This window comes from Mitsuaria sp. MSU3D (genome assembly GCF_056867975.1).
Map to the genome: position 1 here is coordinate 4,709,565 of NZ_CP200314.1, position 18,739 is coordinate 4,728,303.

Sequence of the window (18,739 nt, forward strand, 5' to 3'; positions counted from 1 at the left end):
TGAACCTTGCACTGGACGCATCGGCAGGGGGTCCTCAAGATCCAGGCATCTTGATTCCGGACCTCCCCATGCAACGCCCGTCCTCGTCCAGCCGCCGCCGTCTCGTTCTCCCTGCCGTCCTGGTGGCGGCACTCTCCGCCGCGCCGCTGGCGCAAGCCGCGGACCGCATCGTCGCGGTGTCCTCGGGCGGCTTCGCCGAGGCGTTCAAGGAGCTGGCCGTCCGCTATGAGAAGGACGTGCCCGGCGCGATCGTCGATCGGCAGTTCGGGCCTTCCATGGGAGAGACGAAGCAGGCGATTCCGGCACGGCTCGCCCGCGGCGAGCCGCTGGACGTTGTGATCATGGTGGGCCCGGCCTTGGACAAGCTGATCGCGCAAGGGCTGGTCGACGGGGCGACGAAGGTCGTCCTCGCCGATTCGTACATCGCCTGCGCCGTGCCGGCCGGGGAGCCGGCGCCTGAGCTGGACACGGTCGAGAAGGTCAAGGCAGCGTTCCTGGGCGCCGCCTCCATCGCCTGGTCGGACAGCGCGAGCGGTGAGTACATCCAGCACGTGCTGCTGAAGCGGCTCGGCATCGAGGAAGAAGTGAAGGCGAAGGGCCGCCAGATCCCGGCGACGCCTGTGGGCGAGATCGTGGCCTCACGCCAGGCAGCCTTCGGATGCCAGCAGCGCAGCGAACTCCAGGCCGTGAAGGGCATCCGCATCGTCGGCGAGCTGCCGGAGGAGATTCAGAAGGTCACGCCCTATGCGGCCGGCGTGGTGAGCTCCAGTCGGAATCACGGGCCAGCACAGGCATTCATCCGCTATCTGGCCGCGACAGCGAATGCGGACGCCCTGAAGCGCAGTGGGCTGCATCCGACATCGACCATCGCGCCTATGCCTGTGACCCGTTGAGGGCCCGTCGCCGCTGCTCGCTGTCCGCCAACAGATCAACGAAGGCTCTCACCTTCACGGGGCGGAAGCGCGCCGACGGAAACACCGCGTGAATGCCGCCGGAAGGCAGGCGCCATTGCGGCAGGACTTCGATGAGACGCCCTGCGGCCAGGTCTTCTTCGACGGCGAAATCCGGAAGGACGGAGAGTCCCATGCCATGGCGCACGGCCTCGCGCACGGCCAGCGTCGCATCGAGGCGGACGGACGCTTGCACGGTCACGTTCCGGCGTTCGGTCTCGCCGAGGGAGAAGTCCCAGTGGAGGTGATCGCGCAACGCGGTGTTGGCGACGAAAGGAAGCCGGGCGATGTCTTCCGGTCCGGTGAGCGGCGCGAGCTGCGGCGCCATCGCGGGGGCGGCGACAAGCACTTGTCTGAACGAGCCGATCTTGCGCGCCTGCAGCCCGGTTTCCGCCAGCCAGCCGACACGGATCGCCAGTTCAATGTTGCCGTCCATGATGTTGAGCGTCTGGTCGCTCAGGATGGCGTCGACCTTGCAGGCGGGGTACCGCTGCATGAAAGCGGCGATGACCGGTACGACGATCCCGACGCCGTAGTCGAACGGCGCCGTCAAGCGCAGGACGCCCGACGGCTCGGTCGATCCCTCGGCCAGTTCGTCGAAGGCCTCCTCGGCTTCGCGCAGGATCGTGGCGCAACGCAGGTAGAAGGCGCGCCCGGTTTCGGTCGGCTGCACCCGGCGCGTGGTCCGCACCAGCAGTGAGGTCCGGAACTCGCTTTCCAACCGCGCCACCTGCTGGCTGACCACGGCCTTGGTGATGCCCAGGCGCTCTGCCGCCGCCGTGAACGAGCCGGTTTCCACCACAGCCACGAAGTAGGTCAGCCGCCTCAGGTTGCCGTGGCTTCCCGTGCGGTTCTCAGCCAGATTGTTTGCCTTGAACATACATTGTGTTTATCACGTGTGTATTTGATGATCAATTCTCGGTGCCTACGATGGGGTCCAGACCCTCCCCCTCCACTTTTTGAAGAAGGCACGACCCCCATGACGACGCGCAGAGATGTGATCAAGACGGCAGGCGCCGCCGGTGTCGCGACGGCCATGCTGGGCGTGAAGAACGCCTTGGCTGCAACGACACGACTGACCTGGAAGCACTTCCCTGCCGGCGAGAACGGCTTCTTCCGTGCTCCCGTGCTGATCTCCGGCGCCAACGACGCCATCCTGATCGACGGCGGCTTCACGCTCCCCGACGGCAGGGCGCTGGCCGAGGCCATCAAGGCCAGCGGCAAGAAGCTCACGACCGTCTACATCAGCCAGAGCGACCCCGACTACTACTTCAGCCTCGCGCCCATCCAGGCAGCGTTTCCCGCCGCCAAGGTGATCGCCGCGCCGGCGACGATCGCGGCCATCCAGGGCAATGTGGCCAAGAAGCTGGCGACCTGGGGGCCGCAGCTCAAGGAAAACGGTCCGCAGGTCCTGGCGGACATCGTCATGCCCGAGCCCTTCGACGGCCGGACCCTCACGGTGGAGGGCCAGCCGCTGGAGATCGTGGATGCCGAGGGTCTCGAGAACCGGCGCTACCTCTGGGTGCCCTCGCTCAACGCCGTTGTCGGCGGGGTGCTGGTGTTCTCCGGCGTTCATGTCTGGACGGCCGACACGCAGGGTGCGCAGGCGCGTGCGGCGTGGATCAGGACGCTCGATGCCATGGCCGCGCGCAAGCCGGCCGTGGTGGTCCCCGGCCACCTGGCACCCGGCGCGGCGACAGACATCTCGGCGATCCGATACACGCGCGACTATCTCGTGGCGTTCGAGGAAGAGCTGGCCAAGGCCGCCGACAGCGCCGCACTGATCGCCGCCATGACCCGGCGCTATCCGAATGCGGGCATGGGCGTGGCGCTGCAGATTGGCGCCAAGGTGGCCAAGGGCGAGATGAAGTGGGGGTGAGGCCGCGGCGCTCCGGGACGTCGCGCATCGGCCTGGGCAACCTGGCCCTTGCGATCTCGGCGGCAGAGGACGCCGTGGGCGCTCGGTCAGGCCGCAGCCGGCGGCGCCGGGAACTTCTCCGCGTAGAGCTGCGCCAGCCAGTCGACGAACACCCGCACGCGCGGCGACAGCTGCCGATGCTGCGGATAGAGCGCTGACAACGTCATCGCCGGACTCTCCCAGTCCGACAGCACTTCGACGAGTCGCCCGTCGGCGAGTTCCTGCTCGACGTGGAAGCGCGGCACCTGGATCAGCCCGCAGCCGCGCAGCGCGGAGGCGACGTAGTTCTGCGCGTCGTTGACCGAGATCCATCCCGGCAGCGGATAGCGCCGCAACTGTCCATCCACCGTGAGTTCGAGCGGATAGTCCGCGCCGCCGCCGCTGGCGAAGAAGCGCACCGTCTGGTGCCATGGCAGATCGTCGGGATGCCGCGGCGTGCCGACGCGGGCGAGGTAATCGGGGCTCGCGCACACGACCTGCGGCATTGAGGCCAGCTTGCGCGCGATCAGCGTCGAGTCGCGCGGCGTGCCCGCGCGCAGCACGCAGTCGACGCCCTCGCGCACGAGGTCCACCAGCCGGTCGCCGCCGCTGACCACCAGCTCGATCTGCGGAAAGCGCTCGCGGAACTCATCGATGCGCGGCAACACGATGTGCGACGCATGCACCCCGTGCATGTCCACGCGCAGCACGCCGCGCGGGTTCGCCGCCACCTGCTTCAACGAGGCTTCCGCGTCGTCGAGTTCGTTGAGCACGAGCACGCAGCGCTCGTAATACGCCTGGCCGTCGAGCGTCGGCCGCACGTCCCGCGTGGTGCGGTCCAGCAGTCGCGTGCCCAAACGGGCCTCCAACGCCTTGATGGCGTGCGTGGCCGTCGCCCGGGGGATGTCCAGGTGGGCGGCGGCCTGCGTGAAGCTGCGCAGCTCCACGATCCGGGTGAACAACTGAAGGGTCTCGAATCGGTCCATGCCAGCATCCTCGCAGGCGTTTGTTGAGTCAGGTTGAACTGACAAGTCAATTGTCACGCCTTTTTCCGGATCAGATCAACAACCAGAATTCGTTCCATCGCAACCCGGAAGCCCTTCCCCCTCCCGCCTCCCCCTCTCAGGCGCTTCCCTCAACCCTTGGAGCGAACCATGACCGCCACTTCCATCCCGACCTCGATCTCCACCGACCACGGACTGCGCACCGCCCTCGTCACCGGCGCCTCACGCGGCATCGGCCAGGCCATCGCCAAGCGGCTGGCCGCCGACGGCTACTCGGTCGTCGTCAACTACGCCGGCAACGCCGCAGCAGCCCAGGAGACCGTTGCCGCCATCGAGGCCGCCGGTGGTCGTGCCACCGCCGTGCAGGCTGATGTGTCCGACGCCGGCCAGGTGGCCGCGCTGTTCGAGGAGACGCTGCGTCGCTACGGCCGCCTCGACGCCGTCGTGCACAGCGCCGGCGTGATGCCGATGGCCGCGATCAAGCCGTCCAGCCTGGAGACCTTCGACCAGGTCATCGACACCAACCTGCGCGGCGCCTTCCTGGTGCTGGCGCACGCCGCGGAGAAGGTCGCCGCCGGCGGCCGCATCGTGGCGCTGTCGACCAGCGTGATCGCCAAGTCCTTCCCCAACTACGGCCCGTACATCGCGTCCAAGGCCGGCGTCGAAGGCCTGGTGCACGTGCTGGCCAACGAGCTGCGCGGCCGCTCGATCACCGTCAACGCGGTCGCTCCGGGGCCGGTCGGCACCGAGCTGTTCTTCAAGGGCAAGTCGCAGGAGCAGATCGACAGCGTCGCCAAGGTCGCTCCGCTGGAACGCCTCGGCACGCCCGAGGACATCGCCAACGCCGTGTCCTTCCTCGTCGGCCCGGACGGCGGATGGATCAACAGCCAGGTCCTGCGCGCCAACGGCGGCTTCGCCTGAGAAATGGGAGCACTGTCATGAGCACTTCAACCTCTTCTTCCCAGGTCATCCTCGTCACCGGCGCCTCCAGCGGCTTCGGCGCCATGAGCGCCCGCGCGCTGGCCGATGCCGGCCACATCGTCTACGCCAGCATGCGCGCCACGCAGGGCCGCAACGCGCCGCAGGTCGCGGCCGTCGACGCCTATGCCCGCGAGCACGGCGTGAAGCTCCATGCGCTGGAGCTCGACGTCCAGTCGCAGGAGTCCGCAGACGCCGCCATCGCGCGCATCGTGGCCGAGCAGGGCCGGCTCGACGTCGTCATGCACAACGCCGGCCACATGGCCTTCGGCCCGGCGGAGGCCTTCCTGCCGGAGCAGTACGCGCAGCTTTACGACGTCAACGTGATCGGCGCGCAGCGCGTCAACCGCGCGGCGCTGCCGCAGCTGCGCCGCCAGGGTCGCGGCCTGCTGCTGTGGATCGGCAGCAGCAGCACGCGCGGCGGGACGCCACCGTACCTCGCGCCCTACTTCGCGGCCAAGGCGGCGATGGACGCGGTCGCCGTCAGCTATGCGGGCGAACTGGCGCGCTGGGGCATCGAGACCGCGATCGTCGTTCCAGGCGCCTTCACCAAGGGCACCAACCACTTCGTGCACTCGGGCTCGCCGGGCGACGTCGAGCGCGTCGCGGCCTATGACAGCGGTCCGACGCAAGGCCTGGCCCAGGAGATCATGACCAAGCTCGCCGCCGCCGAGCCGGCGGACGCGGATCCGACCGAGGTGGCCCGCGCCGTCGTGGACGTCGTCGGCACACCCTTCGGCAAGCGGCCGTTCCGCGTCCACATCGACCCGTCGGAGGACGGCAGCAACGTCGTCAGCGCGGTCGCCGACCGCATCCGGTCGGAGTTCCTGCGCCGTGTCCAGCTCGGCGACCTGTTGACGGTGCGCAACGCCGGCGCCACCGCGGTGTGACAGGTCGCCGGATTCGCCACGCAAGGCCTCCCCCGTGGGGGGGCCTCCGGGTGGACGAGGGGCCCGCGGCGGCGGGGCGCTGATATCCTGCCGCCGCCTCGCGCTCAGGCGCGCCTGCGGCCCTCCGCCGCGCAACACCCGACCCCTCCGAATTCCATGATCGTCGGCATCGACCTCGGCACGACCAACAGCCTCATCGCGGTCTTCCGCGACGGCCGTCCCCAGCTGATCCCCAACGCCCTGGGCGACTTCGCGACCCCCTCGGCGGTCGCGATCGACGACGCGGGCAAGCTGATCACGGGCCTGGCCGCCCGCGAGCGCGCCGCCACCGATCCGGCCCGCACCGCGCAGGCCTTCAAGCGGCTGATGGGCACCGACCGCACGGTGCGGCTCGGCGACCGGAACCTGCGCGCCGAAGAGCTGTCCGCGCTGGTGCTGCAGTCGCTGAAGGCCGATGCCGAGGCCTTCCTCGGCGAGCCGGTCACCGAGGCCGTCATCACCGTCCCCGCCTACTTCAACGAGGCCCAGCGCCGCGCCACGCGCGCCGCGGGCGAGCTCGCCGGACTCAAGGTCGAGCGGCTGCTCAACGAGCCGACCGCCGCCGGCCTGGCCTACGGCCTGCAGGACCGGCCGGACAACAGCACCTTCCTGGTCTTCGACCTGGGCGGCGGCACCTTCGACGTGTCGGTGCTGGAGTACTTCGACGGCGTCGTCGAGGTGCGCGCCAGCGCCGGCGACACACGCCTGGGCGGCGAGGACTTCGCGCATGCCATGGGCAAGCTGTTCATCGAACGCTGCGGCGCGCTGTCGCTGGCCGAGCGCGAGCGGCTGCAGAAGGATCCCGCGCTGTGGTGGCGCGCCGCGGAGCAGGCCAAGCGCGACCTCAGCGAGCGCGAGAGCGCCGTCATGGGCCTGATGCTGGACGGGCGCCGCGCCGAACTGGAGATCACCCGCGCCGACTTCGAGTCCGCCACTGCCGAGCTGCTGCAACGCCTGCGCCGTCCGATCGAGCGCGCGCTGCAGGACGCGCAGCTGTCGCCGGGCGCCTTGAACGAGGTGGTGCTGGTCGGCGGCGCGACGCGCATGCCGATGATCCGCCAGATGATCACGCGGCTGTTCCAGCGCCTGCCGCTGCGGACCATCGATCCCGATCAGGCGATCGCGCAGGGCGCGGCCGTGCAGGCGGGCCTGAAGGCCCGCGACGCGGCGCTGGACGAGGTCGTGCTGACGGACGTGATGCCGTTCTCGCTGGGCGTGATCACGTCGCAGCGCGTCGGCCAGCAGCGGGTGGACGACCGCTTCAGTCCCATCATCGAGCGCAACACGCCGGTGCCGGTGTCGCGGATGCAGCGCTACTTCAGCGTGAGCGACCAGCAGAAGTCCGTGGAGCTGGACATCCGCCAGGGCGAGTCCCCGATCGGCAGCGAGAACCTGCACCTGGGCAAGCTGGAGATCGCGCTGACGCCGGCGCCGGCCGGCGAGGCCTCGATCGAAGTGCGCTTCACCTACGACGCCAACGGGTTGCTGGAGGCGGACGTGCGCGACGTGCTGGGCGGCCACACCGCCAGCACGCTGATCCGCAACACCGCGACCGAGATGAGCGAGGCGCAGATGACCGAGGCGCTCAAGCAGCTGCGCGCGCTCAAGCGGCATCCGCGCGACGAGGAAGAGAACCGCTATCTGGTCGAGCGCGCGAAGCGGCTCTACGAGGACCGGCTCGGCGAGCAGCGCAGCGCGATCCAGTCGTGGCTGGGCGAGTTCGAGCAGGCGCTGGACACGCAGGATCCGCGCGCCATCCGCCACGCCCGCCAGCAGATGCGCGAGGCGCTGGACAGCATCGACGGCGGTTTCCGCTTCTGACGGAGAGCGTCGCGATGGAAGACTGGCAGGAGGCCTGGCGTCAGGACTGCGAGACGGTGGGGCTTGCAGCGCCGAGCACCGACCTCGGCGAGATCAAGCGCGCCTACGCGAAGACGCTGCGCAAGACGCGACCCGACGATGACGCGCAGGCCTACCAGGCGCTGCGCGAGGCGTATGACCGGGTCGTCGGGCATGCGCGGTGGCATCAGCAGTCCGTGGAGCGCGCCGAAGCTGAAGCGGCGGCCCAGCCCCCCGCCGTGGCCGACGTGGCCGACGTGGCCGACGCCCTGACGACCGCCATCGCGACCGACGAGCCGCCCGCGAAGCCTCCGACGTCGTCCGACCAGGACGCGGCAACGCGCGAGGCGGCTCTGGCGAAGTTGCCGCCGCTGCCGCTGCCGCGCGACGACGACGTGCTGCAGCGCGACAGACCTCTCCACCACGCGGATCCGGCACCCGACACCCCGACGCTGCCGGCATGGCGGGCGCCCGAGGTGATCTGCGAGGAACTGATGCAGCTGCGCCGCCAAGGCCAGCCGCGCCTGGCCGCTGCCGTCCCGGCGCTGCGCGACGAACTGCTCGCGATGCCGCTGGAGGCACGCGACCACGCGTCGATCTGCTTCGCGCACCTGATCCTCGAGACCCACGCCGAACTGCCCGTGGCGATGATCGACCTGCTGCGCGACCACTTCGCGTGGGAGCAGGACTTCCGCACCGAGCGCCGCCTCGGCCCCGAGCGCATGGCGGGATTGATGGAACTGCTGCGCGAGTTCCCGCGCCCGGTGACCGATCCGGCGGTACTGCGCGAGTTCGGCCCGACGGCCGCCGTCGCGCGGCTGGCCGGATCGGTGCGCGACCGGGACCGCTCGATCGCCTCGCTGGCCGCGGCGATGATGGGCTACGCCTTCCACCTGCACCTGCATCAGGCCGGCGGCTTCCTGCTGCGCCGGCTCGGCGCCGATCGTGGCGACCAGCAGGCGGCGCTCACGCTGATCAAGCGCGTGCAGGGATGGCACTTCCTGCTCCTGCTGATCCTGCTCTTCGGCCTGCACCTCGCGATCGGCCACGACTGGCCGCGCGCGGTGAGCCACGCGGTGGTCCTGGGCATTTCGGTGCCGCTGGGCATCGTCGTCTTCGACACGCTGATGGGCTCGCTGCGCGAGGGCCGGAAGCGGGTCGCCGAGTCGCCGTTCGGACGCCTGCGCGTTCGAGGTCTGCCGCACCTGTGGTCCTGGATCGGCGTGGGATTGCTGGCGGCGAGCGGCGTGGCCGGCTACCTCGACAGCCTGGTCCCCATCAGGGACCCCATCCACGCGTGGCTGGTGCCGCTGGCCATCCTCGCTGCCCTGCTCGGCGTGATGCTGGCGATGCCGGACGACCTCGCCACCGGCATGACGCAGACGGGGCTCTACCTCTATCTGCTGACGCTGCCGGGCGCCGTCGCGCCGCTGCCGGCGGGTCTGCTCGCCGCGTGGGTCCTGGCGGGCCCGATGGTGCTGCGCGCCGGGCTGTATACGCCGAATCCGGTCTGGCGCCTGCAGCCCGCGCGGCCGCACGGCGGCTGGCCGGCCATCCCCGTGTTGATGACGGTCGGCCTGCCGGTGCTCACGAGTTGGCTGTCCGGCATCGCGGGGCTGCGCATGACGCTGGGCGCCCTGCTGCTCGCCAGCGTGCTGCCGCCGCTGCTGCCCGCGGGCAGTCCGCCGACGGTGCTCGCGCTGGCGGCCCTCGGCGCCTTGTGGCTCAGCGGGGGATGGCTGCTCGCGCTGCAGCGCGTCGGCTGGGCGCTGGGCCGGCGGCTGGTCCGTCCGCACATGAGCCGGGCCTGAGCGCCGCCATGGACACCGCCGACGCGCTCACTGCACCGGCACCCATCCGGACGGCGACCACCGCAGCAGCACGTCCGTCAACGGATTGGGCGACTTGCCCATCAGCTCGCGCACCTGCGCCCGCAGCGCATCGAGCGTCGACGCGTCGTCGTCGCTGACGTAGAGCACCGTGTCGTTGGCCGGCGCGGCGACGATCAGCTTGCCCTTCTGCGCATCGGCCAGCGGCTTCCAGTCGTCGATGAAGAGCAGCCGGCTCGGCTGCGGCACCGCGCCGTCGAGCTTGCCCACCTCGCCCGCGGGCACCGGCTTGGCCTGCTGCAGCACCTGCGGCATCGCGTCATAGGTGTTCTTGCGCGCGGTCTCGCGCACCTGGTCGACCGACAGGTTCAGCGTCTTGTAGTCCTTCTCGCTGACCAGCCGCGAGGCGCGCATCGTGTCGAAGACCGGCACCGTCACCAGCGGACCGATGAAGGGCCGCGGCCGGAAGGTCGTCGCGTCGCCGCCGGCCTCGCGCTGCGCCTGCTGCACCGACGCGGCCGTGCGCACCGCCAGCCGCAGCGACTCGCGCGTCGCGGGGATGGTCGACGCGCGGAACTGCTGCGTCGTCGTCTTCACAAACACGTTCACATCGTCGGCGCAGTTACCGCGATTCGTCTGGCAGCCCGCATAGAGCTTGTCGAGCCGCGTGCGCTGGTCCGCGACGCCGAGCGTCAGCGGCTCGCGGACGACGACGGTGCCATCGCCCAGTTGCTGACGCAGTTGCGAGGCGACGTACTCGGTGAAGCCGATCGCGTCCTGAGGGACGCCTGCGGACTGCGCAAACGCGCCGGCTGCTGCACCGCAGAACGCAGCCGTGGCCGCGACCGCGGTCAGGGTGGATCGGAGAACGGAACGCGGTTGTCGTTGGAGACGAAGACGCATGACGGACATGAGGACCTCCGTGTTTTCATGGGGAGGCCCGGGTTGGGCAAGCATCGCTCCCGCGGCTCGCCCAACCTGCGGCGGGGCTCACGCCCCGCTGCACCGCTCAGCGCGCCTTCACGCGCCCTGCACGCGGTACTGATCCGCCTTCGCCACACCTTCCATCGCGGGATCGCTGACCGACGGCGCGCCGGTCTCGATGTGGCCGGCGAAGCGGCGCAGGAAATCGGCCTGGCCGTTCACGCGCACCGACACGTCGTACCAATGCGCCGCGACGGCGACACCGATCCGCAGCTCGCTGCTGCTGCGCGCCGGCACGTTCACCGTGCGCGGCGCCGTGCCCTGGTACTTGTTGTGCGCGACGGTAAAGGTCGCGGCAACAGGCCCCGTGTTCACCAGCGTCAGCACCAGCTCGCCGGTGGCCGGCGCGGACTTCGCGATGACATCCGGATTGGGCTGACCCGCCGCGGCCGCGCGCCGTGCATTGCCGGCGAGATGACGGTGGAAGCCGTTGGGGCCGAGGATCCACAGGTCGTAGGCGCCCGCAGCCTGCGGCGCGAAGCTGCCGGTGAGCTGCTTGCCGGCTTCGACCGTGTAGCGTCGCGGGATCTCGCCCAGGCGCGTGCGGTCGTAGACATGGAACACGGCGGCGGCGCTGCCGGTGTTCTGGAACGTGACCGCGATCGACGTCGCATTCGGGCCCGCGCCCGGCGTCAGCGCGCTGGTGGCTTGCAGGTCATACGGCAGCGCACGCGCCGGACGCACGCCGGCGTTCTGCGACGGCAGCTGCAACGCGCCGGGAATCGCCGGCGTCGTCGTGCCGGGCAGCGCGCGCGCCTTGTTGGCAAGCGCCACGGTGTCGGGCAGCTTCGAGAAGAACTCGCTGTCCTCCGGATCCGCGAAGTTGAAGCACGAGGTCAGGTCCCCCGCGACCGCGCGGCGCCACGGGCCGATGTTGGTCTCCTTCACGCCGAAGCGCGCCTCGATGAAGCGCAGCACCGACGTGTGGTCCGACACCTGCGAGTTGACCCAGCCGCCCTTGCTCCACGGCGACACGATGTACAGCGGCACGCGCGGGCCCATGCCGTAGGGACGGTGCAGGTAGGTGGCCGACGCGCCGTTGAGGATCTCGCAGTACTCGCCCGTCGTGTCGACGGTCGACGCGCCGGCGATCACGGCCTGCGCCGGGTTCACGTTCCAGGTCACGTACGAGGGCGCGGCCGGCGGCGGCACGTGGTCGAAGAAGCCGTCGTTCTCGTCGAAGTTGATGAACAGGACGGTCTTGGCCCACACGTCGGGATTCGAGGTCAGCGCGTCCAGCACCTTGGCGGTGTAGTCGGCGCCCTGCGCGGGGCTGGACGGACCGGGATGCTCGGAACCTTCCGCGGTCGCGACGACCCACGACACCTGTGGCAGGCGATTGTTGATCACGTCGTCGCGCAGCAGGTCGAGGTCGCGCGTGGAGATGCCGCGGTCCTTGAGCACCTGCGAGAAGCCCGGCCGGTTGTACCAGCCGTCGCGGAAGACCTTGAAGCCGGCCAGCGAGTTGTCGGTGAAGTTGTCCGCCATGTTCTGGTAGACCTGCCAGCTGATGCCGGCCGACTGCAGCCGCTCGGGGTAGGTCGTCCAGGTGTAGTCGTCGAGCGGATTCGGGTTGAACCAGTCGTGGCTGTTGTCGGTGGACGGGCCGTTGCCCAGGCGCAGCGGATCGTTGGTGCCGGTCCAGATGAACAGGCGGTTGGTGTTGGTGCCGGTCTGCGTCGCGCAGTGGTACGCGTCGCACAGCGTGAACGCGTTGGCCAGGGCGAACTGGAAGGGCAGCTCCTGCTCCTTGAAGTGGCCCATCGAATGGTTCTGCTTGGCCTTGGGCCAGTTGTTCATGCGGCCGTGGTCCCATGCGGCCTGCGCGTCGGTCCACGAGTGCGGCGTGCCGCTGACGCGCATGAAGGCGAAGTTCTGCGCGGTGTTCAGGTGGAAGGGTGCGATCGCGCCGGGCGCGGCGTTGTTGACGGTGGGCTGGACCCAGACCGAGCGGCCCTTCACGTTGGCCGAGTCGGCCACCGGCGCCGGGAACGGATCGCCGAAGCCGCGCACGCCGTTCAGCGTGCCGAAGTAGTGGTCGAAGGAGCGGTTCTCCTGGGTCAGGATGACGATGTGCTCGACGTCCTGGATCGTGCCGGTGCGCACGGCCGCCTTGATGGACAGCGCGCGGGCGATGGCCGGCGGGAAGCTGGTCATCGCGGCGGTGGCGCCGGCGGCGCCCGCGACGGCGCGGAGGAACTGGCGGCGGGGCGGTTGCTGTTGCGTCATGGCGGGCTCCTCAGGCGGTGGCGGTGGCGGTGGCGTTGGCATTGACGTCGGCGTGTCCCGAGGTCTTGCGGCGGCGGATCACCAGCGCGGCGACGGCGAGGCCGCCGAGCGCGAGCGCGCCCGAGGCGGGTTCCGGCACGGCGGCGAAGGTCAGGTCGTCCATGACGAAGAAGGCCGGATCGTTGCTGCGGAACACGAGGCGGTCGACGAGTCCGGCGTAGCCGCTGCCGAGGAACGCGGGGCTGTCGCTCAGGTCGAGCAGCGAGGTCGACGCGACGAGCGAGCCGCCGAAGTACAGGTCGATCGCAACGTTGACGCCGTCGAAGCCGGCGAACCAGGCGCCCTGGAAGGTGCTGGGCGTGAGGAAGCCGATGGCGCTGGTGGCGCTGCCGCCATCGAAGCCGAGCGTGGCGCGGCGGTCGCCGGAATGCGGCGTGTACGGCGCCTGCTCGCCGCCGTACTGGAACCAGGAGCTGGCGGACCAGTCGAGCCCGGCGTAGTTGGCGGGGACGAGGCCGTCGTCGGTCAGGTCGTCGAAGGTGACGACGGTGGCGGACGCGAACGGCGCGGCGATGGCCAGCACCAGCGGCACGCAGGCGCGGGGGATGGCGTGCGTGAACGCATGGGCGAGGGAGCGGGCGAAGGGCTTGCGCATGGAGACTCCAGGGAGGTCGGGCGGACGGGAAGCGCCGCGCCCGCGCGTCGATCTGCCCGGGGGGTCAGGTCTTGACGCTGCGGTCGCGGTTGGACGGGGCGGATGTTCAGAGGGCGGGGTGACAGACCGGTGACCGGTCGGTGTCAGCGACGGGCCCGGAACTTGCCCGCGGGGCCGTCGTCCCTGGAAGCAGGGGCGCGTCGCGGGAGCGACGCGAAGGCGTCATGTAACGCTGAGGCGCAATGGCTTTGATCAGTATCGGGAGGGGGAATGACCTACCCGGACCAGTTCCCCCGTCGAGACCGCAATTTGGAGGAAAGACGCGAGGTCCCCACTTGCCGAAACTGCAGGTATCGGATCACAGAACCCACCGACGAAAGTGAGCGAACAATGAGCGTGAAATTCAAGAACGATCGTACTGATGCCGAGATCGCGACGACGTCACTGCTTGTTCAACGAACCCATTCGAGCGAGGCAGATTTCGACGCGCTGATTCACGCGTTGCGACACCCCCATGTCGCCGTTGGCGCTGCAGCCGACGCCGACCTCATCGCCCGATGTGCAATGGAAGACTGGGACGCCTCCGCGCAGGCATTGAAGGAAGTCCTGAAGCACCACAGGATTTCAGCTTCGGATGCATTGGCCATGCTGCACCTGACCGGAGAGTTCCTGAGGCGCCATCGGATTCGCCTCGACGGCGAGCCCTGGCTCTGCACCTTCCAAACCGAGGAAGGATCTTGGGCGCGATATGACGTGCATACCTCGCTGGACTACGAGGATGCGAACACCTGGGACAAACGACTCGACGACGTCCTCCGAAGTCGCCGCCTGGATCGCGATTCGTTCTACCTTCGTCTGACCGATGGTGGCCCCTGCTGATAGCTTGTCCACGCAGATTCCTGGAGCTCGTCATGTCCAACAAACCCAGCGCTTGGCACAGGCTCGCACGTGAACTCGGATGCCGCTCGGATGAGGCGTCCCAGCGCGCGTACTACGCGTCGTACCACCGATGTCTGGCCTGGGAGGGTCGCCTTCCGGCGCGCGGCTCATGCGATCCACTCAGTGGCGTCCACGCTCAATTGATCTCGCGGCTTCGGCATCCCGACCAGGCCTGCAGCGCTGTCGAATCGGAGCGATCGGTAGCCATCAGCAAGTTGCTCAGGCAGCAGCGGGAGCTACGAGCGATCGCCGACTACGAGTTGGATGCCCCGATCTCGAAAGCTCTGGTCGACAAACAGTTGAAAGCGGCGCATCAACTGATGACCGATTGCGAGGAGGTGACTTCGCCATCTCTGACCCCCCAACGTCTCACACGTTGAAAGGTGGCGTCGGGGCGCGGACTACGCGCGGTCCTTGGCAAACCGCTGATACCAGGCCACCGCATCGGCGTTCGCCATCGCATCGCGCTTCATCACCTGCTCCGCCGCCGCGCCGAGCAGCAGCTTCTTGATCGGCAGCTCCATCTTCTTGCCTGACAGCGTGCGCGGGATCGCCTCGACCTGATGGATCTCGTCCGGCACGTGGCGCGCCGACAGCGCCTTCTTGATCGATGTCTTCAAGCGCAGCTGCAGCGCCTCGTCCAGCGGAAGGCCGTCCCGGAGCTGGACGAACAGCAGCAGGCAACTCGGCCGGCCCAGGTACTCCAGGTCCACGACCAGGCTGTCCAGCACCTCCGGATGCGCCTCCACCGCGCGGTACAGCTCCGACGTGCCCATCCGGATGCCGTGGCGATTGATCGTCGCGTCCGATCGCCCGTAGATGATCCCGCCGCCCGACGGCGTGACGCGCAGCCAGTCGCCGTGGCGCCAGATTGCTTCGCCGTTGGGGCCGCGGTACATGTCGAAGTAGCTCGACAGGTAGCGCTCGTGGTCCTTGTCGCCCCAGAAGTACAACGGCATCGACGGCATCGGCCGCGTGCAGACGAGCTCGCCGACCTCGTCGATCAGCGGCCGGCCCTGACCGTCCGCATCCACTTCGGAGAACGCATGCACCGCCGCGCCCAGGCTGCGCACCTGCATCTGGCCGCGCACCAGCGGCTCCGTGATCAGCCCCGTCAGGAACGCGCCGGCGAAGTCCGTCCCGCCGCTGATGATGCAGATCCAGATCGGCTGGCCGTCGGGCTTCGGGCAGTTCGCCCAGATCCAGTCGTAGCTCTCGTCCGCCAGCGGACTGCCCGTGCTGCCGATCGCGCGCAGATGGCTCAGGTCACCGTGTTTCAACGGCTCGACGCCGGCCTTCAGACAGCTCGCGTAGAACGCCGCGCCAGCGCCGAAGAAGGTCGCCCCGGACAGCGCGACGAAGCGCCACAAGGTGCTCCAGTCCGGCGCCTCCTTCGGTCCGGCCGGGCTGCCGTCGAACAGGCAGATCGTCGTGCCGCCCATCAGCGCACCGACCTGGCAGTTCCACATGATCCAGCCGGTCGAGCTGTACCAGTGGAAGCGATCGCCCGTCTCCACCGTCGCGCCGACGTTGTTGTGGATCGAGCCCTTGAGCATCTCCAGCAGCACGCCGCCGTGACCGTGCACGATCGGCTTGGGCAGACCGGTCGTGCCGCTCGAATAGACGATCCACAGCGGATGGTCGAAGGGCACCGCCTCCGGCGCGTGCGATCGCGTGTTGGCGATCAGCGTGTCCCATCGATGCGCGCCGCGTGCCGTCTTCGTCACACCCGCTGCACCCGTTGCACCCGCAGCGCCCGCAGCGCCCGCAGCGCCCGCAGCGCCCGAGGATGTGGCCAACGGCGCCGGGTCCGCCTCGGGATCGAGGTTGCCGAGCAGCACGACGTCCGTCACCGTCGGCAACTCGTCGAGCAGTTGACCGAGCATCGCCATCCGGTCGATGTCCTGCCCGGCGTAGCGCACGCCGTCGGCGGCGATGAGCAGCTTGGGTTCGATCTGGCGGAAGCGGTCCAGCACCGCCACCGGCCCCATGTCGGGCGAGCACACCGACCACACCGCGCCGAGGCTCGCGACGGCAAGGAAAGCGACCGCCGTCGCCGGCACGTTGGGCAGGTAGGCGGCGACGCGGTCGCCGCGCCGCACGCCGAGTTCATGCATCGAGGCCGCGAGAGCGCCGACCTGACGACGCAGTTCCGACCAGCGCATCTCGCCGAGCTCGCCGCGCGCGAGCATCGCCTCGTTGGCATGCACGATCGCCGGATGGCCGGCGGCTTCCGCCGCGTCGACATGCCGCAGCGCCTGCGCGGCGACGTTCAGGGTCGCGCCGCCGAACCAGACCGCGCCGGGCATGCGCTCCTCGCAGAGCGCCGCCTCGAACGGCGTCTCCGAGCGCAGGTCGAAGTGATCCCAGATGCTGCGCCAGAACGCGTCCAGCTCCGTCACCGACCAGCCCCAGAGCGACGCGTAGTCGTCGAAGACCAGGCCTCGCTGCTCGTGCAGGAAACGGCGGTAGTGATCGATCTGCGGGGTCGGGGGCATGCGGGACTCCTTGTCGAGTCCTGACGGTAGCCGAGATCCCTTCGGCTTGCCGTCACGCGCGTGACCGACGCGAAACGCTCAGCGCTTCGGCAGCTTGTCCGTCTCGATGTCGACGTAGGGCCAGAAGATCTGGTTGAAGAATGGACGCCGGTAGCCGACCAGCCACGGCTGCGCGAGGTCCGTGACGATGCGGTGCACGCGGAACTTCTGCGGCATGTAGGCGGTGAGCAGCTTCTGCGCCTCGCGCAGCAGCTCGGCGCGTTCCGGGCCGTCGGGCAGCACCATCATGCGGCGGTAGATCTCGTCGTATCGATCGAGCTTGAAACGGCCCAGGTTCTGCCCGCCGGACGCCGGTCCATACAGCAGCTCGAGACCGAGCTGCGCATCCGGCGTCGAGCTGTTGAAGCCCAACTGCCAGATCATCAGCTGCCCCGCGCGCGCCGACTTCAGGTTCTCCGGCCACTGCGCCATGCGGATCTTGATCTGGACACCGAGCTTGTCCATGTCGCGTTTCCACAGCTCGTCATAGGGCTTGGAGCGCGAGTCCGGCGTCGACGCCACCTCCAGCACGAGCGGGCTGCCGTCCGGCTTGTCGCGCCAGCCGTCGCCATCCTTGTCGACGTAGCCGTAGGTGTCGAGCAGCGCCTTGGCGCGCGCCAGGTCGAAGTCACTGTTCTCGCTCTTGTAGTCCTCCTGGTAGCCCCAGGTCGCCGGCGCGATGACCGACTGCGCGGGCACCGCCTGGTGGCGGCGCGTGGTGGCGATCTCGGTCGGCACGTCGGTGGCCAGGCCGATCGCGCGGCGCAGCGCGACCTTGTCCGGCGTGTAGCCGCCGACCGTCGGATCCTCCATGTTGAAGTAGTACATCGTGCGGTCGCTGGCCAGCACGCGGTACAGCTTCACCCCCTGCTTGTCGAGGTTGGGCGCGAGTTTGCCGTGCGGGATCGCGATGTCCGCGTATTCCTCGGGCAGCAGGTAGAGCAGGTCGAACTCGCGGTTCAGGAAGGACAGCCAACGCGGCTGACCGGCTTCGATGATGCTGACCTCGACGGCGTCCACCATCGGCAGCTTGCGGCCCTTGAAGCGCGCGAGCATCTGCTCGCCCTCGGTGTCGCCGGGATTGGGTTGCGCGTCGTAGAAGACGTCGCGGTAGCCGGGGTTCTTCACCAGCCGGATCAGCGAACCGCGCCGCCAGCGCTCCAGCATGAACGGCCCGGTGCCGACCGGATGCTCCATGGTCTTGCCGGCATAGGCCTCGATGACCTCGCGCGCCACCGCGCCGTAGGTGTCGCCGCCCGCCAGGTTGTAGATGAAGCGCGGCCGCGGCTCCGCCAGCTTGAACTGCAGCGTGTAGCGGTCCAGCGCGCGCACGCCCTCGACGGGCTTGTCGTAGTCGAAGGGCTTCTTCGTCTTCAGCGCCGCCACGCGCAGTTCCTCCAGGCCGAGGATGCCCTCCTGCTTGAAGCTCGAGTACAGCGGCCCCTTCGTCGCCGGGTCGTAGAAGCGCTTGAGGCTGTAGACGTAGTCCTCGGCCGTCAGCTCGCGCCGCTTGCCCTTGAACGCCGGATCGTCGGCGAAGTAGATCCCGGGACGGATCCTGATCGTCCAGGTGCGGAAGTCCTCCGAGACCTCCGGCATCTCCGCCGCCGTGTTGGGCTTGAGCTTGAACGGCCGCGCGAGGTAGTCGTAGTTGTAGAGCGACTCGAAGATGTGGGCCGTGACGATGCGCGAGTACAGGTCGCTCAACTGCGCGGGATCGAAGCCGGTCTCGGCGACGAGGAAGGCGTAGCGCAGCACCTTCTCCTGCCCCTCCTGCTTCGCCGGCGGCGGCGCCTCGGAGGCTTTCGCCACCGGAGGAGGCGCGGCGAGGGCCATCGTCGCCACGGTGGCGGACGCCGCGACGACCGCGACGGCGAGCGCCGCGGCGCTCCGTGTCAACGCGGCGAGCGCGGCGAGCGCGGCGACCGCGCGATGGAACGGAACGGGGCAGCGTGCGCGCATGGGAGTC

The 18,739-nt window shown here is 69.3% G+C and carries 15 protein-coding genes; 8 read left to right on the top strand and 7 right to left on the bottom strand.

The window, feature by feature from the left end; genetic code table 11:
* Window positions 1–68 precede the first annotated feature (68 nt).
* Window positions 69–893 carry a substrate-binding domain-containing protein gene (locus AC1VNM_RS20690; protein ID WP_483108144.1) on the top strand — a complete coding sequence of 275 codons (825 nt, stop codon included), beginning with the start codon at window positions 69–71 and terminating at the stop codon, window positions 891–893.
* On the opposite strand, the gene AC1VNM_RS20695 is transcribed toward AC1VNM_RS20690, so the two are convergent.
* Entirely contained in the window at window positions 874–1,830 is a 957-nt protein-coding gene (locus tag AC1VNM_RS20695; RefSeq protein ID WP_483108145.1) for a LysR family transcriptional regulator, read from the bottom strand. The two genes, AC1VNM_RS20690 and AC1VNM_RS20695, sit on opposite strands and share 20 nt — an antisense overlap.
* Before the next feature lie 99 nt (window positions 1,831–1,929).
* On the opposite strand from AC1VNM_RS20695, the gene AC1VNM_RS20700 reads away from it, so the two are divergent.
* The gene (locus tag AC1VNM_RS20700) at window positions 1,930–2,829 is read left to right on the top strand and encodes an MBL fold metallo-hydrolase (protein ID WP_483108146.1); all 900 of its coding nucleotides are present in this window, start codon (window positions 1,930–1,932) and stop codon (window positions 2,827–2,829) included.
* Window positions 2,830–2,915: 86 nt separating this feature from the next.
* Here the strand turns inward: AC1VNM_RS20700 and AC1VNM_RS20705 are convergent, their stop codons facing one another.
* The gene (locus tag AC1VNM_RS20705; protein WP_483108147.1) at window positions 2,916–3,833 is read right to left on the bottom strand and encodes a LysR family transcriptional regulator; all 918 of its coding nucleotides are present in this window, start codon (window positions 3,831–3,833) and stop codon (window positions 2,916–2,918) included.
* Between the two features lie 168 nt (window positions 3,834–4,001).
* On the opposite strand from AC1VNM_RS20705, the gene AC1VNM_RS20710 reads away from it, so the two are divergent.
* From AC1VNM_RS20710 to AC1VNM_RS20725, 4 genes are all read left to right on the top strand, one after another.
* Window positions 4,002–4,772 carry an SDR family oxidoreductase gene (locus AC1VNM_RS20710; RefSeq protein WP_483108148.1) on the top strand — a complete coding sequence of 257 codons (771 nt, stop codon included), beginning with the start codon at window positions 4,002–4,004 and terminating at the stop codon, window positions 4,770–4,772.
* Window positions 4,773–4,789: 17 nt separating this feature from the next.
* Complete coding sequence (locus AC1VNM_RS20715; RefSeq protein ID WP_483108149.1) at window positions 4,790–5,719, top strand: SDR family NAD(P)-dependent oxidoreductase; 930 nt, start codon at window positions 4,790–4,792, stop codon at window positions 5,717–5,719.
* 156 nt (window positions 5,720–5,875) lie between these two features.
* A complete protein-coding gene (locus AC1VNM_RS20720) occupies window positions 5,876–7,579 on the top strand; it encodes an Hsp70 family protein (RefSeq protein WP_431100654.1) in 1,704 nt (567 codons plus the stop codon).
* Between the two features lie 14 nt (window positions 7,580–7,593).
* On the top strand, window positions 7,594–9,408 hold the full coding sequence (locus AC1VNM_RS20725) for a hypothetical protein (RefSeq protein ID WP_483108150.1): 1,815 nt from the start codon (window positions 7,594–7,596) through the stop codon (window positions 9,406–9,408).
* Between the two features lie 27 nt (window positions 9,409–9,435).
* Here AC1VNM_RS20725 and AC1VNM_RS20730 read toward each other — a convergent pair whose 3' ends face one another.
* From AC1VNM_RS20730 to AC1VNM_RS20740, 3 genes are all read right to left on the bottom strand, one after another.
* Window positions 9,436–10,338, bottom strand: coding sequence for a DUF1444 domain-containing protein (locus AC1VNM_RS20730; RefSeq protein ID WP_483108151.1), 903 nt, complete (start codon window positions 10,336–10,338; stop codon window positions 9,436–9,438).
* 108 nt (window positions 10,339–10,446) lie between these two features.
* A complete protein-coding gene (locus AC1VNM_RS20735) occupies window positions 10,447–12,639 on the bottom strand; it encodes a phosphocholine-specific phospholipase C (RefSeq protein WP_483108152.1) in 2,193 nt (730 codons plus the stop codon).
* A gap of 10 nt (window positions 12,640–12,649) precedes the next feature.
* Window positions 12,650–13,294 (bottom strand): PEP-CTERM sorting domain-containing protein, encoded by a 645-nt coding sequence (locus AC1VNM_RS20740; protein ID WP_483108153.1) that lies wholly within the window; start codon window positions 13,292–13,294, stop codon window positions 12,650–12,652.
* Window positions 13,295–13,684: 390 nt separating this feature from the next.
* On the opposite strand from AC1VNM_RS20740, the gene AC1VNM_RS20745 reads away from it, so the two are divergent.
* Window positions 13,685–14,173, top strand: coding sequence for a hypothetical protein (locus tag AC1VNM_RS20745; RefSeq protein WP_483108154.1), 489 nt, complete (start codon window positions 13,685–13,687; stop codon window positions 14,171–14,173).
* Window positions 14,174–14,205: 32 nt separating this feature from the next.
* Window positions 14,206–14,613 carry a hypothetical protein gene (locus AC1VNM_RS20750; protein ID WP_483108155.1) on the top strand — a complete coding sequence of 136 codons (408 nt, stop codon included), beginning with the start codon at window positions 14,206–14,208 and terminating at the stop codon, window positions 14,611–14,613.
* A 21-nt stretch (window positions 14,614–14,634) separates the two neighbouring features.
* On the opposite strand, the gene AC1VNM_RS20755 is transcribed toward AC1VNM_RS20750, so the two are convergent.
* Window positions 14,635–16,731 carry an acetoacetate--CoA ligase gene (locus tag AC1VNM_RS20755; RefSeq protein ID WP_483108156.1) on the bottom strand — a complete coding sequence of 699 codons (2,097 nt, stop codon included), beginning with the start codon at window positions 16,729–16,731 and terminating at the stop codon, window positions 14,635–14,637.
* Window positions 16,732–16,809: 78 nt separating this feature from the next.
* On the bottom strand, window positions 16,810–18,732 hold the full coding sequence (locus AC1VNM_RS20760; protein WP_483108157.1) for an ABC transporter substrate-binding protein: 1,923 nt from the start codon (window positions 18,730–18,732) through the stop codon (window positions 16,810–16,812).
* Window positions 18,733–18,739 lie beyond the last annotated feature (7 nt).